Source organism: Diaphorobacter nitroreducens, from assembly GCF_002214645.1.
In the GTDB taxonomy this organism is placed as follows: domain Bacteria; phylum Pseudomonadota; class Gammaproteobacteria; order Burkholderiales; family Burkholderiaceae_C; genus Diaphorobacter; species Diaphorobacter nitroreducens.
The window spans coordinates 1,676,716-1,699,299 of sequence record NZ_CP016278.1; the positions used below are offsets into that span (position 1 = coordinate 1,676,716).

The following is a 22,584-nucleotide window of genomic DNA, read 5'->3' on the forward strand; positions in this document are numbered from 1 at the left end:
ATGTGCGGTGGACGGAATCAGGCACGCAGCGAACCGGGCTGCTGCGCTTGTACCTGGTCGGAGGTTTGGCCAAAGCGGCGCTCGCGCGCCGCGAAGTCCGCGATGGCTTCATCCAGTGCGGCCTCGTCGAAATCGGGCCACAGGCGGTCACTGAAATACAGTTCGGTATAGGCGGCCTGCCACAGCAGGAAGTTGCTGATGCGCCGCTCGCCACCGGTTCGGATCAGCAGATCCGGATCGGGCACATGGGCCATGCCCATGGCGGCATGCAGGCTGGCCTCGGTGATGGGCTCGCCCCGCGCTGCAAGCGCAGCTGCGGCCTGCGTGATGTCCCAGCGGCCGCCGTAGTTGAAGCAGACATTGAGCACCAGGCGCTGATTGCCTGCGGTGGCCGCCTCGGCACGCTGAAGCCCTTCGCGCACCTGCGCCGAAATGCCCGATTTTTCCCCCACGAAGTGCACCTGCACGCCATCCCGGGCCAGTTGCGGCACCTCACGTGTCAGCGCCTTGGCAAGCAGATCCATGAGACCGGACACCTCGTCCGCCGGACGGTTCCAGTTCTCGGAGGAAAACGCGAACACGGTAAGCACGCCCACGCCGCGTTGGACGCAGGCATGCACGCAGCGCCGCAGCGATTCCACGCCCTGCCGATGCCCCGCCAGGCGCGGCAGGAAGCGGCGCGTCGCCCAGCGGCCGTTGCCATCCATGACGATGGCAATGTGGTGGGGAATGGCTCCCTGCACGGTGGGCATGAATCCAGGATCGATCCGCAAAACCGGATCAGATCGCCATGATTTCCTGCTCCTTGGCCGCCACCAAGGCATCGATCTCTGCAATGTGCTTGTCGGTGGTTTTCTGCACATCGGCCTCGGCGCGCTTTTGGTCGTCCTCGGAGGCGAGCTTGTCTTTGACCAGCTTCTTGACGCCCTCATTGGCATCGCGGCGCAGGTTGCGGATGGCCACCTTGGCGCCCTCGCCTTCGCTGCGCGCCAGCTTGGTCATCTCCTTGCGGCGCTCTTCACTCATCGGCGGCATGGGCACGCGGATCAGGTCGCCCATGGAGGCCGGGTTCAGCCCCAGATCGCTTTCACGGATCGCCTTCTCGATCTTGGCACCCATGTTCTTTTCCCAGGGCTGCACACTGATGGTGCGCGCGTCGAGCAAGGCCACGTTGGCCACCTGGGACAACGGCACCATGGATCCGTAGTACTCGACATGGATCGTGTCGAGCAGCTGCGGGTTGGCGCGGCCGGTGCGGATCTTGGCCAGGTTGTTCTTGAAGGCGGCGATGGACTGATCCATCTTCGCCTCGGTCGTCTTCTTGATGTCGGCAATCGTCATGTGTGGTTCCTCTGCAAGCGGGCAATCAGGCCAGGCGCGGCAAAGCCATCAAGCGTACACCAACGTGCCTTCGTCTTCGCCCATCACCACGCGCTTCAGCGCGCCATGTTTCACGATGGAGAACACGCGGATCGGCAGCTTCTGGTCGCGGCACAGGGCAAAGGCCGTCGCATCCAGGATGCCCAGGTTGCGGCTCATGGCCTCGTCGAACGTGAGCTTGGCATAGCGGGTGGCCGACGGGTCCTTCATCGGATCGGCCGTGTACACGCCGTCGACCTTGGTCGCCTTGAGCACCACCTCGGCGCCGATCTCGGCGCCACGCAGCGCGGCGGCCGTGTCGGTGGTGAAGAAGGGGTTGCCGGTTCCGGCGGCGAACACCACCACTTTGCCCTCTTCGAGGTACTGCAGTGCCTTGGGACGCACGTAGGGCTCCACCACCTGCTCGATGCCGATGGCGGACATCACGCGGGCCGTCAGCCCCTGCTTGTCCATGGCGTCCGCCAGGGCCAGCGCGTTCATCACGGTGGCCAGCATGCCCATGTAGTCGGCCGTGGCGCGGTCCATGCCCACGGACCCACCCGCCACACCGCGGAAGATGTTGCCCCCGCCGATCACCACCGCCACTTGCACGCCCAGGCGAGTGACCTCGGCGATCTCCTCGACCATGCGCACGATCGTGGCACGGTTGATGCCGAATGCGTCATCGCCCATGAGCGCCTCACCAGACAACTTGAGCAGGATGCGCTTGTGGGCTGGCGTGGCGAGGGTCATGGGCAATTCTCCGTAAGGCTGGACTGGGGGGATGAAGGGCGGCGTGGGCGGCAGGCGCTATCAGGCGCCCGACTTGGCGGCAGCGACTTGCGCAGCCACCTCGGCGGCGAAATCGTCCACCTTCTTCTCGATGCCCTCGCCCACCACGTACAGGGTGAAGCCCTTCACCGTGGTGTTGGCGGCCTTGAGCATCTGGGCCACGGTCTGCTTGCCATCGGCGGCCTTCACGAAGACCTGGTCGGCCAGCGAGACTTCCTTGAGGTACTTCTGCACCGAGCCTTCGACCATCTTGGCGGCGATATCGGCCGGCTTGCCGGACTCGGCGGCCTTGCCCTCGGCCACGGCACGCTCCTTGGCGATCAGGTCGGCAGGCACGTCGGCGCTGGTCAGCGCCACGGGCTTCATGGCGGCCACATGCATGGCCACGTCCTTGGCGGCCACGGCATCGCCGTCGAACTCCACCACCACGCCGATGCGCGAGCCGTGCAGGTAGGCGGCCAGGTTGGAGCCGCTGAAACGCTTGAAACGACGGAAAGACATGTTCTCGCCGATCTTGCCGATCAGGCCCTTGCGCACATCTTCCAGGGTGGGGCCGAAGCCGTCCTGCTCATAGGCCAATTGGCCCAGGGCTTCGATATCGGCGGGGTTGTGTTCCGCGACCAGCTTGGCGGCGGCGTTGGCCATGGCGATGAAGCTGTCGTTCTTGGACACGAAATCGGTTTCGCTGTTCACTTCGATCAGCGCACCCACGTTGCCGTTGATGAACGATGCCACCACGCCTTCGGCCGTTACGCGGGAAGCAGCCTTGCCGGCCTTGGTGCCCAGCTTGACGCGCAGAAGCTCTTCGGCCTTGGCCATGTCGCCGTCGGCCTCGGTCAGGGCCTTCTTGCATTCCATCATGGGGGCATCGGTCTTGCCACGCAGTTCGGCAACCATGCTTGCGGTAATTGCAGCCATCGTGTTTCTCCAGTTCTTGAGTTCAGTTCGTTACAGGATCAGAAGCTAAAAAAAGGGGGCTCACCAGGGGCCCCGCTTTTTTTGCGACGCATCGCGCGGCCCTTGACTTAGGCGGCGTTCTCGTCCACTTCCACGAATTCGTCGGAGCCTTCAGCAGCCACAGCCTTGGCCACTTCCGTCACGGCGTTGGCACGGCCGTCAAGGATAGCGTCGGCGATGCCGCGAGCGTACAGAGCCACGGCCTTGGCCGAGTCGTCGTTACCCGGGATCACGTAGTCAATACCCTCGGGCGAGTGGTTGGAGTCCACCACACCGATCAGCGGGATGCCCAGCTTCTTGGCTTCGGACACGGCGATCTTGTGGTAGCCCACGTCGATCACGAAGATGGCGTCGGGCAGCGCAGCCATGTCCTGAATGCCCCCGATGTCCTTCTCGAGCTTTTCCAGCTCGCGCGAGAACATCAGCTGCTCCTTCTTGCTCATGGACTCCAGGCCGGCTTCCTGCTGTGCCTTCATGTCCTTCAGGCGCTTGATGGAGGTCTTGACGGTCTTGAAGTTGGTCAGCATGCCGCCCAGCCAGCGCTGGTCGACATAGGGCACGCCAGCGCGCTGGGCCTGCTCGGCCACCAGTTCGCGGGCCTGGCGCTTGGTGCCGACCATCAGGATCGTGCCGCGGTTGGCAGCCAACTGCTTGGCGAACTTCTGCGCCTCCTGGAACATCGGCAGCGACTTTTCCAGGTTGATGATGTGAATCTTGTTGCGATGGCCGAAGATGAAGGGGGCCATCTTGGGGTTCCAGAAGCGCGTTTGGTGACCAAAGTGGACACCGGCTTCCAGCATTTCACGCATGGTGACGGACATGAGGTTTCTCCGAAGGTTGGGTCTAAAATCCAGCCTCAATACTTGCCAACTGAATCGCTCTTGCGTGGAACTTGCAGTCCCACGAGAGGGCAGAGGGCAACACCTTGAGAGGGCTGGTTTGCGATTAAGTTCTGCATGGTGTCTGGCAGCACGGCGGCGGCGCAGCTCTCAGCAAAACCCAAAGATTCTAGCATATCCCCATGTTGGCTGACCTCTTCTCCACCCGCAGCCACGTAGCTGCCGGGCATAGCAGCGCACGCGATGAAATCGAGCGCTGCATCGCCGTCGCCGAAGGGCCCACCTGCGCCCATGTGTTCCGCCAGACCAGCTACGACCAGGCCCGCGCAGCAGCCGCCGTGCCCGGCGTGGAGCGTCTGCCGCTGGCAGGCCTGGCCGTGTCGGTCAAGGATCTGTTCGACATCCAGGGCATGACCACCGCCGCAGGCTCCACCGTGTTGCAGGATGCGCCGCCCGCGCCGGCCGACAGCCCGGCCGTGGCGCGCCTGCGCCGCGCGGGCGCAGCGTTCATCGGCCGCACGCACATGGTGGAGTTCGCCTTCTCCGGCGTGGGTGTGAATCCGCACTTCGGCACGCCCGCCGCATTCGACGCCCGCCACGGCGCGCTGCCCGGCCCTGCGCGGGTGTGCGGGGGCTCGTCGTCGGGCGCCGGGGTGTCGGTGGCCACGGGCGCGGCCTTCATTGGCCTGGGCTCCGATACGGGCGGCTCGATCCGTATCCCGGCCGCGCTGAACGGCATCGTGGGTTTCAAGAACACCGCGCGCCTCGTGCCCACAGAAGGCGCTGTCCCCTTGTCCACCACGCTGGACACGGCCTGCGCACTCACCCGCACGGTGCGCGATGCCGTGGTGGCGCACGAGATCCTGGCGGCACGGCGCGTCACGCGCAGCCCCGCACCGCTGTCGGCCTGGCGGCTGGCCGTACCCGCCACACTGTTCCTGGACGGACTGGACGCCACCGTGGCACGCGCCTTCGACCGCACACTGTCACGCCTGCGCGCGGCCGGCGCGCAGATCACCGAGATTGACCTGGCAGAAACCGCCCAGTTGGCCGATGTGAACGCCACCGGCGGGTTTTCCGCCGCCGAAAGCTACGCCTGGCACCGCACGCTGCTGGCGCAGCACGGCAACGCCTACGATCCGCGCGTGAAGAGCCGCATCGAGCGCGGTGCTGGCATGTCCGCGGCCGACTACATCGATCTGCTACACGCGCGGCGCGCCTGGATCGCACGCATGCAGACCGCCATGGCCGACTTCGACGCCCTGCTCTCGCCCACCGTCCCCATCGTGGCGCCCCCCATCGCATCGGTCGCGCCGGGCAGCGAGCGCGACGCGGAGTTCTTTCGCGTCAACGGATTGCTGCTGCGCAACACCAGCGTGGTCAACATGCTGGACGGCTGCGCCCTGTCCCTGCCCTGCCACGAAGCGGGCGAACTGCCCGTGGGCCTGATGGTGTGGCACGGCGCACTGCGCGACGACCCGGTGCTGAACATCGGCCTGCTGATCGAACAAGAACTACAAAAACAATAGCTACCAGCGCTTATCCTACGAGCGCTAGAGGCATATTTCGCTTCAATTCTCATGCACATCATCATCGTGGGCGCCGGCATCGTCGGCGCGGCCACTGCTTATGAACTGGCCGCGGACGGCCATCAGGTCACCGTGGTCGAGCAGCGCGGCGCCGCGGCAGAGGAGGCGAGCTTCGGCAGCTCCGGCCTGCTGGCGCCCTCGCTACTCATGCCGTGGGCGGCGCCGGGCCTGGGTGGGCCGATCGGCCGCTGGCCTTGGAGCCGCGATGCCACGCTGCGCCTGGTACGCGGCGCCGGCATGGCAGGCCGGCGCTGGCGCTGGCGCTGGTCCCAGGCGGGTCGCCGGCCCGAGACGGCGGCGCGGCTGGCCGCGCTGGAAGGTCTGGGCCGCTACAGCCTGGCACGCACGCGCGAACTGATCCACCAATTGGACGTGGACCTGGAAACCAGCCGCGGCACTCTGGTGCTGCTGCGCCGTCCTGAAGATGTGGAGCGCCTGCAGCCCGCGCTGAAGGTGCTGCGCGACGCTGGCGTGGGTCTGCGCGATGTGGATGCCGACACGGCGCAGCTCATCGAGCCCGGCCTGTCCACCGACGTGCCGCTGGCGGGCGCCGTGCATGTACCGGATGGCGAATCCGGCAACTGCCGGCTGTTTGCGCAGATCCTGCGCCACGCGGCGCAGGAGCGCGGCGCACAGTTCGTGTTCGGCGCGCATGTCCGCGCTCTCAGCGCATCGCCGCCCGGCGTCCACGTCGTAGGCGAAGCCGCCCCGCGTCAGGCCGACGCCGTGGTGCTGTGCGCCGGCGTGGCCAGCGCCGCGCTGCTGCGCCCGCTGGGGCGCCACCTGCCCCTGGAGGCCGTCCATGGCTACACCGTCAGCGCGCCGGTGCGCGAGGACAGCCATGCACCCCAGGGCTCGGTGATCGATCCGCTGCACCGCATCACCATCACCCGCCAGGGTCAGCGCGTGCGTGTGTCCGGCGGCGCCGAGATCGGGCACAGCAACGGCAGCCACCACGCGCCCACGCTGCAGACGCTCTACCTCGCGCTGTCGGGCTGGTTCCCGGGCGGCGCGCTCACCTCGTCCCCGCAAGTGCAGGTCTGGCGCGGCGCGCGCCCCACGCTGACCGATGGCGCCCCCGCCATCGGCGCGAGCGGTGTGTCCGGCCTGTGGATCAACACCGGCCACGGCGCTTGCGGCTGGGCCCAGGCCTGTGGCAGTGCCCGCGCCCTGGCGGACCTGATCGCCCAGCGCACCCCCGCGATTGACCTGCAGCCCTTTGCGCCGCAGCGCTTCTAGCGCGCTTTGCACGGCCCCCACCCGGCGCCACAATGCCGGGCATGCAGCGCATCGCACCTGACCGGCCCCATCCCCTGTTCGACACTGCGGCCACGCGCCGCCTGGAGGCCAGCGCCGCCGCTGCCCTCGCGCCCCACATGCTGATGCAGCGCGCCGGCCAGGCCACTGCCCGGTTGGCGCTCGCGCTGGCTCCACATGCGCGCACCTTCTGGTTCGCCTGCGGCGGCGGCAACAACGGCGGCGATGGGCTGGAGGCCGCCCTGCTGCTGCACCGCGGCGGCCACCCGGTCGTGGTGACCTGGCTGGGAACGCCCGAGACGGCGCCTGCCGACGCGCGCCAGTCCTGGCAGCGCGCACAAGAGGCCGGCGTGCCGTTCGCGGCTGAGCCGCCCTTTCTCGGTCCGCAGGACCTGTGCGTGGATGCGCTGCTGGGCATCGGCCTGAGCGCCGATCCGCGCCCCCGCAGGCCCGACGCGCGGCTGCTGCAATGGCTGGCCCGCATGCACGCCTGCGCGGCACCCACGCTGTGCGTGGACCTGCCCTCCGGCCTGGTAGCGGAATCAGGCCAGTACATCCCGGGGCTGGCGCCGGCCCAACCAGGTGCCACGGCGGCGCGCCACACGCTGAGCCTGCTCACGCTCAAGCCAGGCCTGTTCACCGGCCAGGGCCGCGACGCAGCGGGCAGCGTGTGGTTTGATGACCTGGGCGTGCCGGCATCAACCGAAACCCCTTGCGCCTGGCTCGCCGGCCCCCCCGCCTCGGCCGTGCGCGCCCATGCCAGCCACAAGGGCAGCTACGGCGACGTGGCCGTCATCGGCGGCGAAAGCCTGCAGGCGCGCGGCATGGGCATGACCGGTGCAGCCCTTTTAGCCGCCAGCGCGGCGTTGCACGCCGGCGCAGGCCGCGTAATGGTGGCGCTGCTGGACGCCGGCGCACTCCCCGCCCTGCCGCAGCAGCCCGAACTGATGCTGCGCCGTTGTGACGCGCTGGCGCTGGACCAGGCCACCGTGGTGTGCGGCTGCGGCGGCGGCGCGGCCGTGGCGGCCGTGCTGCCAGACGTCCTGCAGCAATCGACACGCCTGGTGCTGGACGCGGACGCGCTGAACGCCGTGGCCGCCGACCCCCATCTGCAGCACCTGCTGCGCGAGCGTGGCCGGCAGGGCCGCCCCACCGTGCTGACTCCGCACCCCCTGGAGGCCGCGCGGCTGCTGGCCGGCACCACGGCCGCCGTGCAGGCCGACCGCCTGGCCGCGGCGCGCACGCTGGCCGATCAGTACGGCTGCACCGTGCTGCTCAAGGGCTCGGGCAGCGTGATTGCCGCACCGGGGCACACGCCCCTCATCAACCCCACGGGCAATGCGCGTCTGGCCACGGGAGGCACCGGTGACGTGCTGGCCGGTCTGGTGGGGGCGCGCTTGGCCGCGGAGCCTGCACAGGCCGGTGCGGCATTTGCGGCGGCGGGCCGCGCCTGCTGGGAGCACGGCGTTGCCGCCGACCGCTGGCCCGCCGGGCGCTCCCTCACCGCGGGAGCGCTCGCACACTCCCTGAACGCAGGCTGACCACGCAGCGCGCCGCGCGGCCCAGTCGCCGGAGGGATTGCATCCAACGGTAACGGTGGTTTCCAAGCTGCGCATATCTACCTTGTCTTACAGACGGTATGCGGACTGAAGCGCTTTAATCGCTCCATGTCTTGGTATGCATGCATACCGTGTGTTCCACCCACCTGAGGTACTGCCATGAAACGCCATTTCCGCCCCGGATCGCGCGCCTACGCGGCCTTTGTGGTCACCGTGGTCCTGGCCTTCGCGGCCAGCGTCATGACCCTGGTGCCCCACCAGACGACCCAGGTGGCCGACTCGCAGGTGCACAGCCAGCTGGAGCAACTCGTTCCCGCTGGCGTCTTCGACTGAGCTCCCTCTCACTCCTCCCCTCCAGCCGCCTTCGGGCGGCTTTTTTGCGGGCCGCCCGGGCCGGGCTTCAGGGCACGGCGCTGGCGGGTGCGCCGCCGCTTTCCACCACAGCGACGCGCCGCCGCAGCGCGGCCTCCAACGCGGTATCGCCCGCCGCACCCGCCCGTTCGGCGCGCAGCAGCAGCCAGGCCATCAACGGGCGGCGCCAGCCCTGCGCCGAGGCGGTGTCGGTGGCCACCACCATGACTTCCGGCGTAGCGCGCCCGGCGCGCACGGCCGCACCCGCTGCCACCAGGCGCGCCAAGGGGTCGGCAATGCCGGCAATGGACTGGGGGCTGGCTGCTGCGGCGCGTTGTGCCTCGGGCAGCAGCGCCGCCTGCGCGGGCGTGGCGCGGCCTGCCAGGTAGTCGGCATAGGCCTGCTCCGGCGGCGCCGCATCGGCGCGCAGCGGCTCGAAAGCCGTGCAGGGCTGCAGTTGCAGGCTGGCCACCTGCGCGGCGCAGCGCATCAGCTCCACGCGCGCCAGCAACTCGGGCCGGCCGGTGCGTGCCACCTCGGCGCGTGCGCGGGTCCATTCCTGGTCGGCCACGCGGGTGTTGCCGGACAGGTAGGCCTCGGTCGCCCGCTCGGCCGCGCCGTGGGCATTCATCTGCCAGTCGGGCACCGGCGCCTTGCCGGCGCAGGCCGACAGCAACACGGCCAGCGCGGGTGCCAAGCCCCGCCACAAGAGAAGCTGCAGGGAGGTCATGGCAGTTTCAGCTCCGTTTCGCGGGCAAAGGGCCACTTGCGGTTGATCTCGTTCACCAGCGCATCCACCTTGCGCAGGCTGCCTTCCACCTCGGCGCGCAATGCGCCCAGGTCGGTCGTGGCCTCGCGCGCGTTGGCGCCCACGGCCTGGGCCTCGGCCAGCACGGCGTCCACCTTGGTGAGGCTCTGGCGCGCGTCGGCCAGCAAACCGTTGAGCTGCACCACGGCGGCCCGCACCTCGGGCACCAGCCCGGGGTCGCTCCCCGCACCGAAGACCTGTCTGTCCGCCTTGGCGGCCATGCCGTCGATGCGTGCGAGCAACTGGTTGGTGCGCTCCAGCGTGGTGAGGATCTTCTTCGCGTCCGCCTCGTTGCCCATGAGCACGCCCAGGGCGCCGCCAGGCGCGTTGAGCCGCTCGGTGAGCGTACGCATCTGGGCCATGGCGCCGCCCAGGGCGGACTCTGCGCCGGTCATGGCGTTCAGGTTGTCCAGCAGCTGGCGTGCCGATGACATGAGCTGCGGAATCTCCGCCGTGGCGTCGCCGCGCAGCACGGGTCGCTCGGCGCCGTCCTCCAGCGGCGGGTCGGCCAGCATGCCGCTGTAGGCCTTGATGGTGGTGCCGCCCACCAGCCCGCTGACCAGGGTGAACACGCTGGAGGTGCGCAGCCAGTGCGCGTCGCGCTGGGCCACGTCGATGAGGATGCGCACGTTGCCGGTCTCGGCCAGTTCGATGCGCCGCACCCGGCCGATGGGAAAGCCCGAGAACGTCATGTCCATGCCCACGACCACGCCCTCGGAATCTTCGGCCGTGAGCACCAGCCGCTGCGTGGGCTCGAACGCGCCGCGCGCGTACAGCAGGTACAGGCCGGCACCCAGCACGAGCACCAGCGTGAACAGCAGCAGCGCCGCGGCCTTGCGCTCCAGATGGGCCACGGGCCGCAGCAGCTCGACGGGCGCGTTCGCGGGCGGTTCGGACAGCGGGGGTTGGGGACGTTGCGGATCGGTCATCGCGTGGCCATGAAATCAGTAGTAATTGCCCATCAGCGAGATCACCTCGATGAGCAGCAGCACGGCGAACATGCGCGCCAAGCCGCCCAGCTCCGAGTCGGGCTGCTGGGCCTGGCGTGCGTCGCCGCTCTCGTAGAGCCCCGAAGCCATGGGAATCAGCGCCACGGCCAGGCTGAAGAACACGGTCTTGAGCACGAACACCAGCGTGATCTGCGGCGCGAACACATGGCCGAACATGCGCGTGTACACCGGCAGCCCCGCCGTGTTGAGCCCGTACACGCCCAGGTAGGCCATCACCAGCGCCACCACGCACGACAGCGCCGCCAGCGTGATGCTGGCATACACGCCGGCCACCACGCGCGGCAGCAGCTCCATGCGCACGGGGTCGGCGCCGCGCTGGCGCAAGGCCTGAAGGTGGCCCGACTGGCGCATCAGCGCCAACTGCGTGCCGTTGGGGATGGTGGCGCGCATCGCCACGAACAGCGCGGCGGTCAGTGGGATCAGCTCCAGCACCAGTACGCGGATCACCATCTCCAGCGCATAGCGCGACAGGCCGTAGCTGAGCGCCGTCACGACCACGATGCGCGTGATGACCAGACTGATGAGTGCCGCCAGCACCGTGAAGCCCAGCAGGATGGGCGCGGTGTCCTGGTACATGTGGCGCGCCAGCCGCCAGCGCGTGGCGCGGCCGTAGCTGGACGGCGAGAGCATCAGCACCATGACCACGGCGCCCAGGTAGATGATGCGCCACCACGCCACGGCCCAACGCCGCGCCTGGGCCCACAGGCGCCGGGGCACGATGGAAGGGTGCAGGCTGGCGTTCATGCGCGGATCATAGGCGAAGGCTGCATTCGATAAGTAACAAATTGGCCGCTAGCGCTTGTGCAGCAAGCGCTAGCAGCTATTAACACCATAGCAACCTGTGCCATGGGCCTCATACATGCCTGCGGGCCGCCGGCCCTGCGGGCGGCACGGGATCGGCATCGGCGCGTGCGTGCAACGCCTCGATCACGTGGCACTGCCTTCCCGTGCCGTCGCAACGGCTGCGCAGCGACAGCAGTTCCTGCTCCAGCGTCGCCAGCTCGGCCATGCGCGTGCGCACGTGCGCCAGGTGCTCGTCCAGCGTGACGCAGGCGGCATGGCCGTCGGTGGTACTGCAGGCGTCCAATGCCAGCAGGCCGCGCACCTCCTGCAGCGACATGTCCATGGCGCGGCACAGCCGCACGAAGCGCATGCGGTGAACCTCCTCGTCGCTGTAGAGGCGGTAGCGGTTGTCCGCGCGGGTCTGCGCGGGCAGCAGGCCTTCCTTTTCGTAATAGCGGATGTTGGCCGGTGGCACGCCCGAGAGCCGGGCGGCATCACCGATACGGTGGCGGGGGCTTTGTCGCAGCATGGCTTGACCTTGGAGTGGCTTCAAGGTTTCCAATCATGGCATGAGCCAAAGCCATTCCTCCCATTCCGCGTCCCATTCCCATGGCCCGGGCGCGGCAAACCTGCCTCCTTCGCCTGCATCCGCATGCAGCGGCTGCGCCTGCAGCACATCGGCGGGCGACGGCCACGACCACGGCACCCTGCCCGGTTGGCCGCGCATCGCCGCGGCGCTGGCCCTGGCCACGGGCGCCGAGGTGGCGCACTGGATGCAGCAGGACTACGCCGGCATGGCCCTGGCCGTGGTGGCGATTGCACTGTCGGGCCTGGGCGTGTACCGGGTGGGCCTCAAAGACCTTGCGCGCCTGCGCCTGGGCATCCACGCGCTCATGGCCGTGGCGGTGACGGGCGCCTTCCTCATCGGCCAGTGGCCCGAGGCAGCGATGGTCATGGCGCTGTACGTGGCGGCCGAGCGCATCGAGGACGGCGCCATGGACCGCGCGCGCCATGCCATACGCCAGCTGCTGCAACTGGCGCCCGCCACGGCCGACGTGCTGCAGCCGAATGGCAGCACCCTGAGCCTGCCTGTGGACCAGGTGCCGCTGGGTGCCACCGTGCGCATCGCCCCGGGCGCGCATGTGCCGCTGGACGGCACCGTCACCCACGGCAGCAGCAGCGTGAACCAGGCCCCCATCACCGGCGAGAGCCAACTGGCCGACAAGGCCGCCGGCGACCCGCTGTACGCGGGCAGCGTGAACCAGCAGGGCGAGCTGCTGATGCAGGTGAACACCCCGCCCGGCGACACGCTGATTGCGCGCATCGTGCGCGCGGTGGAGCAGGCGCAGGCCAGCAAGGCCCCCATCCAGCGCTTCGTGGACCGCTTTGCCGCCATCTACACACCCGTCGTGTTTGCACTGGCCGTGCTGCTGGCGCTGCTGGCCCCCCCGCTGATGGGCTGGACCTGGACGCAGTCCACCTACCAGGCGCTGGCGCTGCTGGTCATCGCCTGCCCCTGCGCGCTGGTCATCTCCACGCCGGTCACGGTGGTCAGCGCGCTCACGGCCGCCGCGCGGCGCGGCATCCTCATCAAGGGCGGCAGCGCGCTGGAGGCCGCGCGCGGCCTGCGCGTGGTGGCGCTGGACAAGACCGGCACGCTGACCACCGGCAGCCCCGCCCTGGTGCAGTGGCGTGCCCTGAACGGCGCCGATGCCGACGCCGTGGCAGATGTGGCTTGGCAGCTGGCCAGCCGGTCTGAGCACCCCGTCTCGCGCGCCATCGCCGCCGGCCTGCCCGCGGCCCCCCACAACGGCGTGCAGAACTTGCAGGCCCTGCCCGGTCGCGGCGTGCAGGCCGAGGTGGGCGGCCAGCGCTGGTGGCTTGGCAACCTGCGCCTGATGCGCGAACAAGGCCTGGCCGACGCTGCGCTCGAAGACGCCCTGGCCCAACAGGAGCAGCAGGGCCGCACCGTCACCTTGCAGGCCGACGCGCAAGCCGTGCGCGCGCTGTTCGCCGTGGCCGACCCGCTGCGCGGCCACGCGCGCCAGGCCATCGCCGAACTGCGCGCGCTGGGCGTGCACCCGGTGGTGTTGAGCGGCGACAACCCGGCCACCGCACAGGCCATCGCGGCCGAGGCGGGCATTACCGACGCGCAGGACGCGCTCGGCGGCCTGCTGCCGCAGGACAAGCTCGACACCCTGGCCGCGCTGCAGCGCACGCGCGGCCCCACCGCCATGGCGGGCGACGGCATCAACGATGCGCCCGCGCTGGCCCAGGCCGACGTGGGCTTCGCCATGGGCGGCGCACACAGCACCGGCATGGCCATGGAGACGGCCGACGTGGTGCTCATGAACGACGACCTGCGCCGCATTCCCGACACCGTGCGGCTGGCACGCCGCGCACACGCCGTGCTGTGGCAGAACATCACCCTGGCACTGGGCATCAAGGCCGCGTTCTTCACCCTGGCGCTGCTGGGCATGGCCAGCATGTGGATGGCCGTGGCAGCCGACATGGGCGTGAGCCTGCTGGTGGTGGCCAACGGGCTGCGCCTGCGCCGCGGCGCCTCTATCGCGGCGAAGGAGGCCGCATGACCATGACCCAATCACCACAAAGCCGCCAGCGCGCCGCCTACGACTACCTGCTGCAGCGCTGGCGCACCAGCGTGGACGCGCCCGCGGAACAGCGTTGGCGCTACCTGGAGGCCGCCCATGTGGTGGGCCAGAACCGCCTGGGCCTGCACTGGCGCGCGCACTGGCAGATGCTGCGCTTTGCGCGCCAGTTGGGCGACGCGCCGGAGGCTCGGGGCCAATGGGCGCGGCTGGGCCTCACGCTGGTGGGCCACCTGGTGCGCCGGCTGCCGCAGGGCAACATCGGCCGTGCCAGCGTGCCCGCGCTGCGGCCCATGGTGCCCAGCGTGGCCGTGCGCGCATGCATCACCGAAGCCATGCAGGCCACCCAGCCCCCCGGCACGCCGGGTGCGCAAGAGATGAGTCCAATCGACCTCTAGCGCCCGCCTGACAAGCGCACACAGCTCATCTTTTAGGAGCATTACACCACCCAGACCCGGAAATTTGACCCAGCGCAAGACACACCGACCGATGCCGTGGTGCAATCGCGCCCCCGCCGGTCACCACGGCGACTGCCGATCCCGCCCATGTCCACCACCACCGCCAACGCCGCTCCCGCCATGGTCCCGCACACCCGCACCGAAGACGCCGTGGCGATTGGCGTGGGCGTGACGCTGATCTCCGTGGGCGTGGCCTTCCTCGCCAGCGCCGGGCTGCTCACCGGCGGCATGGCGGGGCTGGCCTTCGTGCTGCACTACGCCACGGGCATCGGCTTCGGCAAGCTGTTCTTCGCGCTCAACCTGCCGTTCTACTGGCTGGCGTTGCGCAAGCTGGGCCTGGCCTTCACGCTCAAGACCTTCGCGGCCGTGGCGCTGCTGTCGGTGCTGTCGGAGCTGCAGTCGCAGTTCCTGCAGATCAGCGAACTGCAGCCGCTGTATGCGGCCATCACCGGCGGGCTGATCATGGGTATGGGCTTTTTGGTGCTGTTCCGCCACCGCTGCAGCCTGGGGGGCGTGGGCATCATGGCGCTGTACCTGCAGGACCGCTTCGGCTGGCGCGCCGGCAAGGTGCAGATGGCCGTGGACTGCTGCATCGTGCTGGCGGCGCTGGTCACAGTGGAGCCGCTGCGCGTGCTGTGGTCGGTCATCGGCGCCGTGGCGCTCAACCTGGTGCTGGCCATGAACCACCGGCCAGGGCGCTACATGGCGGTCTGACGGCACGCGGCCGGGCCATCGCCGCGCGCTCGCTCTGGCGGGAACTTCCTGCACCGCGCCGGTATCATTCGCTGCATGCGCCACGCCGTTGCCATGATCCTGGGTCTGCTGCTGGTCCTGCGGGGCCTGCTGGGCGACGCCATGGCCATGGGCGTTGCACCGGCCACGCCCGCGCAGCCAACCATCGCGGCAGCTGCTACCCACCACGCTATGGCAAGCGACACGCATGACCACGGTGGTCATGACGGCGACCATGCCAGCGCATCAGCACAGCCGCACTGCTGCGATACCGGCGGGGCGGTCCACGCGGAACACCCAGCCGGCTGTTCGGCCTGCGGCGCCTGCCATTCGGCCTTCTACGCGCCGGTCTGGGCGCCCCCCTTCCATGGACGGCACGACAGCACGTTGCAACCGCACCATGGCACCCACTTTGCCAGCGCCACGGCTGCGCAAGCCATCAAGCCACCCATCTCCTGAGCACTGACGCCCGAAGTGCGTCCGCAATCGGCTGCATGTCCCCCAACGGGGCCGCAGCCGAGTGTCGCGGACGCGGTTGTGTCATGTTTGACGGGAGACTCCCATGCGCTTCGCGCACCCCACCAGCCCTGCGGCCATGATGGCCCTGGCGGCCCTGGCCGGCATCGCACCGCCGACCTGGGCGCAGGTTGACAATGTTCCTGCCGCCCCATCGCAGACCGCCACCGCCGACTCGGCACAGGCCCCCAGTCTGCCCTTGCACCACCAGCCCCTGCCCCCCAGCGGCGACGTGCCCGAGGCCGACATCGGCTGGAAGGCCGCCAACACCGCCGTGGGCGCCTTTCCCGGTGGCCACTCCGACATCGTGCGCTGGGAAGCCGAGCAGGCACGCGCCGCGCCGCCCAGCCATGCCATGCCCACCCCGAAACACCACCACGGAGGCCGGCCATGAGGCGCCCTCCGCTCGCCCTGGCTGCGCTGGCCGCTGCACTGGTGTTGGCCGGCTGCGCCAGCGTCGCCCCCGATGGGCTGCGCGGCGACGTGCAAAGCCATGTCCGGCCCCGCCTGCCCGACGGCGCGCAACTGCCCGCGCCCGATGCGCAAAGCCGCAGCGACGCGCAGGCCCAGATCACCGAATGGCTGCGCCTTCCCGTGGATGCGGACACCGCCGTGCGCGTGGCGCTCTTGAACAGCCCCGCGCTGCAGGCCCGCCTGGCCAATCTGGCCGCGCAGGATGCGCAGCGCGCACAGGCGCTGACCCTGTTCAACCCCACGCTGACGCTGGGGCGATTCACCAGCGGGCATGAGCGCGAGATCGAGCGCCAGCTCGGCTTCAGCCTGGTCAACGTGATCACCCTGCCCTGGCGCACGCGTTGGCAAGGCTGGCAGATGGAGCAGGCCACGCTGGCCGCCGCACAGGACGTGCTGCGCCTGGCCGCGGACACACGCCGCGCCTGGCTGCGCGCCGTGGCCGCCCGGCAGGTGCTGGCGGCGCGCGAACGCATGCACGAGGCGGCCGAGGCCGGCGGCGAGCTGGCGCGGCGCATGGCGCGCGTGGGCAACTTCAGCCGGCTGCAACAGGCACGCGAAATCGCCATCACACAGGACGCGGCAGCACAGCTGGCCCGCGCGCGGCTGAATGCCGCGCTGGAGCGCGAGCAGCTGGCGCGGCTGATGGGGCTGTGGGGTGCGCAGGCCGACTTCACGCTGCCCGATGCGCTACCCGCCTTGCCCGCGGCGGATGCACTGCGCAGCGGCGACGACGCCGAAGCCACGGCCCTGCGCGAGCGGCTGGACCTGCGCGCGCTGCGCCGCGACCTGGACACCACCGCCGACCGCAGCGGCTGGGCCGGTGTTGGATCCGTGTTCGGCGACATCGGCCTGAGCTACAGCCGCAACACTGCGACCGAGCGCGCCTCCGGCCACCGCGAGACCACACGCGGCTGGGAGGTAGAGCTGCCTCTGCCGCTGTTCGACTGGGGCGGAGCTGCCACGGGCCGCGCGCGGGCCGAGTTGCAGCACAGCGCCGCGCAACTGCAGGATGCCGCCATCCGCGCGCGCAGCGAGGCACGCAGCCACTGGCTGCGCTACCGCACCGCCTGGGACCTGGCGCACCAGCAGCAGGCCGAGGCGCTACCACTGGCGCGCTTCATGCAGGACGAGGCCGTGCTGCGCTACAACGGCATGTTCATCAGCGTGTGGGAGCTGCTGGCCGAGGCGCGCCGCGCCAGCCAGGCCGTGGCCGCCGCCACCGAGGCGCAGCGCGACTTCTGGCTCGCCCAGACCGACCTGCAACTGGCTCTCACGGGCACATCGCCCGGCGCGCCCACCGGCCTGCCGTCCGCTCCCACCACCCCCAACGCCCCTTCGGAAGGCCACTGACATGCAGCGCCGCCATTTCTTCTCCGGCGCCGCCACGGCCGTGGTCGCCGCCTCCGCCGCATCGGTGAGCCGCGTGGCCTTGGCCGCACTGCCCGAGGCGCCCTCGCAATCCTCTGCCGACACGGCCGCGCCGCTAACCCCGTCCAGCGGCCGGCCCTACCAGCCCGTGGTCACGCTCAACGGCTGGACGCTGCCATGGCGCATGAACGCCGGCGTCAAAGAATTCCACCTGGTGGCCGAGCCGGTAGTGCGCGAGGTAGCGCCCGGCTTCATGGTCAACATGTGGGGCTACAACGGCCAGAGCCCGGGCCCGACCATCGAGGTGGTGGAAGGCGACCGCGTGCGCATCTTCGTCACCAACCGCCTTCCCGAGCACACCAGCGTGCACTGGCACGGCCAGCGCTTGCCGAGCGGCATGGACGGCGTGGCCGGGCTTACCCAGCCGCACATCCCCGCGGGCAAGACCTTTGTGTACGAGTTCACGGCGCGCCGCCCCGGCACCTTCATGTACCACCCGCATGCGGACGAAATGGTGCAGCTGGCCATGGGCATGATGGGCCTGTGGATCACGCACCCGAAGGCGCGCCACCCCCTGATCGCGGAGGTGCAACGTGACTACGCCTTCCTGCTCAGCGCTTACGACGTGGAGCCGGGCAGCCTCACGCCCAAGGTCAACACCATGACCGACTTCAACATCTGGACCTTCAACAGCCGGGTGTTCCCCGCCATCGACCCGCTGGTGGCACGACAGGGCGACCGCGTGCGCATCCGCGTGGGCAACCTGACCATGACCAACCACCCCATCCACATCCATGGGCATGAGTTCGAGATCACGGGCACCGACGGCGGGCCGACCCCGAAGGCCGCGCGCTGGCCCGAGGTGACCACCGACGTGGCCGTGGGCCAGATGCGGCAGCTGGAGTTCATCGCCGACGAGCCCGGCGACTGGGCGCTGCATTGCCACAAGAGCCACCACACCATGGGCGCCATGGGCCACGGCGTGCCCACCATGATCGGCGTGGACCATCGCGGCCTGGTCGGGAAGATCCAGAAGATCATTCCCGACTACATGGTCATGGGCGAGCGCGGCATGGCCGACATGGGCGCGATGGAAATGCCGCTGCCCGACAACACCTATCCCATGATGACCGGCACCGGCCCCTTCGGCCCGCTGGAGATGGGCGGCATGTTCACGACCTTGAAGGTCCGCCAGGGCCTGGCCGCCCAGGACTGGCGCGACCCGGGCTGGTACCAGCACCCGGCGGGCACGGTGGCGCACGAATGGGCCGGTGCGCCCTTGGACGCCACAGCCCCGCGCCAGACCCCGCCCGGCCGGGTCCCCGGCGCCCCCAGCGTGCGCAAACCGGGCGCTAGCCACGAACACCATTGAACTCTCGGAGAAACCCATGAAATCTATCAAATTCATAGCTGCTTGCGCTTTATTGGCGGGCGCTACAGCCAGTTTTGGTCATGAGAACATGCACAACAGCCACCCTGCCGTCGCCCCGCAGCAGCAGGAATGGGGGATTGCGGGAGAGGCCAAGGGCGCAAAGCGCACCATCACCTTGCACATGACGGACGACATGCGCTTTACCCCGTCGCACTTCACCGTCAAACAGGGCGAGACCGTGCGCCTGCGCGTGGAGAACCAGGGCCAGGTCATGCATGAGGTGGTGCTGGGCACACAGGGCACGCTGGACCAGCATGCGGCCATGATGCGCCAGTACCCCGACATGGAGCATGCCGAACCCCACATGGCCCACGTGGCCCCGCGCGCCAAGGAAGATCTGGTCTGGCACTTCAACCGGCCCGGCCGCTTCGACTTCGCCTGCCTGATCCCCGGCCACTACGAAGCAGGCATGCGCGGCACCTTCACCGTCACGCCCTGAACAACACCACCACCCGCATCATCAGGAGTCCACCATGCGAATCACGCAACCCACCCGCCGCCAATGGATGACGGCCCTCGCCGCCGGCTTGGCCGGCGCTGCCCTGCCCGCCCTGGCCCGTGCCGCCGCCCCGCAGACTGCCGTGGAGGTCTGGAAAGACCCCAACTGCGGCTGCTGCAAGGATTGGGTGACCCACATGCAGGCCAACGGCTTCACGGTCACCGTGCACGAAACGGGCAACGCCGCCGTACGCGCCAAGCTCGGCCTGCCCACGCGCCTGGGCTCATGCCACACCGCGCTGGTGGGCGGCTACCTGCTCGAAGGCCATGTGCCCGCTGCCGACGTGCGCAAGCTGCTCAAGGACAAACCCAAGGCCCTGGGCCTCACCGTCCCGGGTATGCCGGTGGGCAGCCCCGGCATGGACGGGCCCGAGTACAACGGCCGCAAGGACCCGTACGACGTGCTGCTGGTCACCAAGAACCTGATGAACAGCGACGTCTCCACGCGCGTATTCACCAGCTACCGTTGATGCACACCATGAAAGGCCACGCCATGCCATCGCACACCCTGCCTGCGCGCGCGCCGCGCATCGCCCTCGCACCCGTGGCCGCTCTGGCACTGCTGGGCCTGCCCGGCAGCTGGGTACATGCCCAGGGCTCGGACCACGACGCCCATCACACCGAAACGCCCGCCGCGTCCGGCGACAGCACGCAGGATCTCAGCGAGGGTGAAGTCACGCGTTGGGATGCACGCAGCGGCAAGATCACGCTGCGCCACGGCGAGCTCAAGAACCTTGCCATGCCGCCCATGACCATGGTGTTCACGTTGCGCGACCCGGCACAGGCGGCCACCTTCAAGCCCGGCGACAAGGTGCGCTTTCGGGCCGAACGGGTGAAGGGCGTATTCGTCGTCACCCATATCGAACCATTGCGCTGACGCCCCACGGACCGGGCGGCAGTTGCCCGGCCCCTTGCCGCACCAAGGAGCCCTCATGCATTCCCACAGCACGCCGCCCGCAGCTGCCCCACACGGGCAGCACCTACACCACAGCCCCCACGTGCCCCGGCCATCGGCCGCTCCACCCGCCCCACCAACCGCCGACACGGTCTACACCTGCCCCATGCACCCGCAGGTGCGACAGAGCGGCCCCGGCCACTGCCCCAAGTGCGGCATGGCGCTGGAGCCGGTACTGCCCAGCCTGGACGCAGCCGATGACAACCCCGAACTGCGCGACTTCTCGCGCCGCTTCTGGTGGACGCTGCCGCTCACCATGGTCGTCACCACGCTGGCCATGGCCGGGCACCGGCTGGGTTGGGTCGGCATGGCCACGCAAAGCGGGGTAGAGCTGGTGCTGACGCTGCCCATCGTGCTGTGGGCCGGCGCACCGTTCTTCGTGCGCGGTTGGCAATCCGTGGTGCAGCGCAGCCCCAACATGTGGACTCTGATCAGTCTGGGCACGGGCGCGGCCTTCCTCTACAGCGTGGTGGCCACCGTGGCGCCGGGCGTGTTCCCGGCCTCATTCCAGTCCATGGGCCGCGTGGGCGTGTACTTCGAGGCGGCCGCGGTCATCATTTCGCTGACGTTGCTGGGCCAGATGCTGGAGCTCAAGGCGCGCTCGCAGACCTCGGCCGCCATCCAGTCGCTGCTGGGCCTGGCACCAAAGACCGCGCGCCGCATCGCCGCCGATGGCGGCGAGGAAGACGTGCCGCTAGCCCACGTGCATGTGGGCGACCTGCTGCGCGTGCGTCCCGGCGAGAAGGTGCCGGTGGACGGCGTGGTCGTCGAAGGCAGCAGCGCCGTGGACGAGTCCATGCTCACGGGCGAGCCGCTGCCAGTGAGCAAGCGCACGGGCGACAAGCTGATCGGCGCCACGCTCAACACCAGCGGGGCGCTGGTCATGCGCTCCGAACTCGTGGGTGCGGCCACGATGCTGTCGCAGATCGTGCAACTGGTGGCGCAGGCCCAGCGGTCGCGCGCGCCCATGCAGCGCATGGCCGACCGCGTTGCGGGCTGGTTCGTACTGGCCGTGGTCGGCGTGTCTGTGCTCACGCTGCTGGGCTGGGGACTGTTCGGGCCCGAGCCCAGGTGGGTCTACGGCCTGATCAACGCTGTGGCGGTTCTCATCATCGCCTGCCCCTGCGCGCTGGGCCTGGCTACGCCGATGTCCATCATGGTGGCCACGGGGCGCGGCGCCACGCAGGGCGTGCTGTTCCGCGATGCGGCCGCCATCGAGCATATGTGCCGCCTGGACACGTTGATCGTCGACAAGACCGGCACCCTGACCGAGGGCCGGCCACGCTTTGAGCGCACCGTGGCCGCGCCCGGCTGGCGCGAGGCAGAGGTGCTGCGCCTGGCCGCCAGCCTGGACCAGGGCAGCGAGCATCCGCTAGCGGCGGCCATCGTCGCTGCGGCACGCCAGCAGGGGCTGGCGCTGGACGCGGCCGAGCAGTTCGACTCGGCCTCGGGCATCGGCGTGCGCGGCCGGATCGCGGGCCGCACCTTGGCGCTGGGTAACACGGTGCTGATGCAGCAGTCCAACGTGAATACGGGACCGCTGGCGCAGACCGCCGAGGCATTGCGCGGCGAAGGCGCCAGTGTGATGTTCCTGGCCGTGGATGGGCAACTGGCGGGCCTGCTGGCTGTCTCCGACCCCATCAAGGCCAGCACGCCCGACGCGCTGGCCGCCCTGCATGCGGCCGGCCTGCGCATCATCATGGCCACCGGCGACGGGCTGACCACGGCAGGTGCCGTGGGACGGCGCCTGGGCATCGACGAGGTGCACGGCGAGGTATTGCCCGCCGATAAGCTGGCCCTGGTCGAACGCCTGCAGGCCGAGGGACGCACCGTGGCCATGGCCGGCGACGGCATCAACGACGCACCGGCACTGGCGCGCGCCGACGTGGGCATCGCCATGGGAACCGGGACGGACGTGGCCATGAACAGCGCCCAGCTCACCCTGGTCAAGGGCGACCTGCGCGGCATCGCCACGGCGCGCGCGCTGTCGCAGGCCACGGTGACCAACATGCGCCAAAACCTGGGCTTTGCCTTCGTCTACAACGCGCTGGGCGTGCCGCTGGCCGCCGGGCTGCTCTACCCATTCACGGGCTGGCTGCTGTCGCCGATGATCGCGGCGCTGGCCATGAGCCTGAGCTCGGCCTCGGTGATCACGAATGCCCTGCGGCTGCGCCGCGCACGGCTTTGAGAGCACCCCGCAAGACGCGGGGACAGGTGCCGGCGCGGCACCATAATCGG

The 22,584-nt window shown here is 69.6% G+C and carries 24 protein-coding genes; 15 read left to right on the forward strand and 9 right to left on the reverse strand.

Annotated elements, in window-relative coordinates; all coding sequences use genetic code 11:
• Positions 1-17: 17 nt before the first annotated feature.
• The 5 genes from uppS to rpsB form a co-directional block, all read right to left on the reverse strand.
• Positions 18-752, reverse strand: a complete 735-nt coding sequence (uppS, locus tag BA022_RS07850) for a polyprenyl diphosphate synthase (protein WP_088887093.1) — start codon at positions 750-752, stop codon at positions 18-20.
• Positions 753-780: 28 nt separating this feature from the next.
• Positions 781-1,341: a ribosome recycling factor gene (frr, locus tag BA022_RS07855; RefSeq protein ID WP_011805777.1), complete on the reverse strand. Its 561-nt coding sequence runs from the start codon at positions 1,339-1,341 to the stop codon at positions 781-783.
• Between the two features lie 48 nt (positions 1,342-1,389).
• On the reverse strand, positions 1,390-2,112 hold the full coding sequence (gene pyrH, locus BA022_RS07860) for a UMP kinase (RefSeq protein ID WP_011805778.1): 723 nt from the start codon (positions 2,110-2,112) through the stop codon (positions 1,390-1,392).
• A 60-nt stretch (positions 2,113-2,172) separates the two neighbouring features.
• A complete protein-coding gene (tsf, locus tag BA022_RS07865; RefSeq protein ID WP_011805779.1) occupies positions 2,173-3,069 on the reverse strand; it encodes a translation elongation factor Ts in 897 nt (298 codons plus the stop codon).
• Positions 3,070-3,176: 107 nt separating this feature from the next.
• Complete coding sequence (rpsB, locus tag BA022_RS07870; protein WP_015912864.1) at positions 3,177-3,929, reverse strand: 30S ribosomal protein S2; 753 nt, start codon at positions 3,927-3,929, stop codon at positions 3,177-3,179.
• A gap of 200 nt (positions 3,930-4,129) precedes the next feature.
• Here rpsB and BA022_RS07875 point away from each other — a divergent pair, with 200 nt between their 5' ends.
• From BA022_RS07875 to BA022_RS19305, 4 genes are all read left to right on the forward strand, one after another.
• On the forward strand, positions 4,130-5,476 hold the full coding sequence (locus tag BA022_RS07875; RefSeq protein ID WP_088887094.1) for an amidase: 1,347 nt from the start codon (positions 4,130-4,132) through the stop codon (positions 5,474-5,476).
• Between the two features lie 51 nt (positions 5,477-5,527).
• Positions 5,528-6,775, forward strand: coding sequence for an FAD-dependent oxidoreductase (locus tag BA022_RS07880; RefSeq protein WP_088887095.1), 1,248 nt, complete (start codon positions 5,528-5,530; stop codon positions 6,773-6,775).
• Positions 6,776-6,816: 41 nt separating this feature from the next.
• Positions 6,817-8,334, forward strand: a complete 1,518-nt coding sequence (locus BA022_RS07885; RefSeq protein WP_088888559.1) for an NAD(P)H-hydrate dehydratase — start codon at positions 6,817-6,819, stop codon at positions 8,332-8,334.
• A gap of 177 nt (positions 8,335-8,511) precedes the next feature.
• Positions 8,512-8,685, forward strand: coding sequence for a hypothetical protein (locus BA022_RS19305; protein WP_011805784.1), 174 nt, complete (start codon positions 8,512-8,514; stop codon positions 8,683-8,685).
• A 67-nt stretch (positions 8,686-8,752) separates the two neighbouring features.
• On the opposite strand, the gene BA022_RS07890 is transcribed toward BA022_RS19305, so the two are convergent.
• The 4 genes from BA022_RS07890 to BA022_RS07905 all read right to left on the reverse strand — a co-directional run bounded on the left by BA022_RS07890 (position 8,753) and on the right by BA022_RS07905 (position 11,833).
• On the reverse strand, positions 8,753-9,433 hold the full coding sequence (locus BA022_RS07890; protein WP_088887096.1) for a hypothetical protein: 681 nt from the start codon (positions 9,431-9,433) through the stop codon (positions 8,753-8,755).
• Positions 9,430-10,440 carry an MlaD family protein gene (locus BA022_RS07895; protein ID WP_088887097.1) on the reverse strand — a complete coding sequence of 337 codons (1,011 nt, stop codon included), beginning with the start codon at positions 10,438-10,440 and terminating at the stop codon, positions 9,430-9,432. Before BA022_RS07895 ends, BA022_RS07890 begins: the two co-directional genes overlap by 4 nt.
• Before the next feature lie 15 nt (positions 10,441-10,455).
• Positions 10,456-11,265 carry an MlaE family ABC transporter permease gene (locus BA022_RS07900; RefSeq protein ID WP_011805787.1) on the reverse strand — a complete coding sequence of 270 codons (810 nt, stop codon included), beginning with the start codon at positions 11,263-11,265 and terminating at the stop codon, positions 10,456-10,458.
• Between the two features lie 109 nt (positions 11,266-11,374).
• The gene (locus tag BA022_RS07905; protein ID WP_088887098.1) at positions 11,375-11,833 is read right to left on the reverse strand and encodes a MerR family transcriptional regulator; all 459 of its coding nucleotides are present in this window, start codon (positions 11,831-11,833) and stop codon (positions 11,375-11,377) included.
• Positions 11,834-11,873: 40 nt separating this feature from the next.
• Here BA022_RS07905 and BA022_RS07910 point away from each other — a divergent pair, with 40 nt between their 5' ends.
• The 11 genes from BA022_RS07910 (at position 11,874) to BA022_RS07960 (ending at position 22,534) form a co-directional block, all read left to right on the forward strand.
• Complete coding sequence (locus BA022_RS07910) at positions 11,874-13,895, forward strand: heavy metal translocating P-type ATPase (RefSeq protein WP_088887099.1); 2,022 nt, start codon at positions 11,874-11,876, stop codon at positions 13,893-13,895.
• Positions 13,892-14,311, forward strand: coding sequence for a DUF3703 domain-containing protein (locus BA022_RS07915; RefSeq protein ID WP_088887100.1), 420 nt, complete (start codon positions 13,892-13,894; stop codon positions 14,309-14,311). Before BA022_RS07910 ends, BA022_RS07915 begins: the two co-directional genes overlap by 4 nt.
• A 147-nt stretch (positions 14,312-14,458) precedes the next feature.
• The gene (locus tag BA022_RS07920) at positions 14,459-15,085 is read left to right on the forward strand and encodes a YitT family protein (RefSeq protein ID WP_011805791.1); all 627 of its coding nucleotides are present in this window, start codon (positions 14,459-14,461) and stop codon (positions 15,083-15,085) included.
• Positions 15,086-15,160: 75 nt separating this feature from the next.
• Positions 15,161-15,562: a hypothetical protein gene (locus tag BA022_RS07925; RefSeq protein WP_088887101.1), complete on the forward strand. Its 402-nt coding sequence runs from the start codon at positions 15,161-15,163 to the stop codon at positions 15,560-15,562.
• Positions 15,563-15,665: 103 nt separating this feature from the next.
• Positions 15,666-16,013 (forward strand): hypothetical protein, encoded by a 348-nt coding sequence (locus BA022_RS07930; protein WP_088887102.1) that lies wholly within the window; start codon positions 15,666-15,668, stop codon positions 16,011-16,013.
• Positions 16,010-17,443: a TolC family protein gene (locus BA022_RS07935; protein ID WP_088887103.1), complete on the forward strand. Its 1,434-nt coding sequence runs from the start codon at positions 16,010-16,012 to the stop codon at positions 17,441-17,443. The genes BA022_RS07930 and BA022_RS07935 overlap by 4 nt, the downstream gene beginning before the upstream one ends.
• A 1-nt stretch (position 17,444) precedes the next feature.
• Positions 17,445-18,833, forward strand: a complete 1,389-nt coding sequence (locus BA022_RS07940; RefSeq protein WP_088887104.1) for a multicopper oxidase family protein — start codon at positions 17,445-17,447, stop codon at positions 18,831-18,833.
• Between the two features lie 16 nt (positions 18,834-18,849).
• Complete coding sequence (locus tag BA022_RS07945; RefSeq protein ID WP_088887105.1) at positions 18,850-19,332, forward strand: cupredoxin domain-containing protein; 483 nt, start codon at positions 18,850-18,852, stop codon at positions 19,330-19,332.
• 67 nt (positions 19,333-19,399) lie between these two features.
• A complete protein-coding gene (locus tag BA022_RS07950; protein WP_172209192.1) occupies positions 19,400-19,861 on the forward strand; it encodes a DUF411 domain-containing protein in 462 nt (153 codons plus the stop codon).
• Positions 19,861-20,268: a copper-binding protein gene (locus BA022_RS07955; protein ID WP_088887106.1), complete on the forward strand. Its 408-nt coding sequence runs from the start codon at positions 19,861-19,863 to the stop codon at positions 20,266-20,268. The genes BA022_RS07950 and BA022_RS07955 overlap by 1 nt, the downstream gene beginning before the upstream one ends.
• Positions 20,269-20,323: 55 nt before the next feature.
• Complete coding sequence (locus tag BA022_RS07960) at positions 20,324-22,534, forward strand: copper-transporting P-type ATPase (protein ID WP_088887107.1); 2,211 nt, start codon at positions 20,324-20,326, stop codon at positions 22,532-22,534.
• The last annotated feature ends 50 nt before the right edge of the window (positions 22,535-22,584 follow it).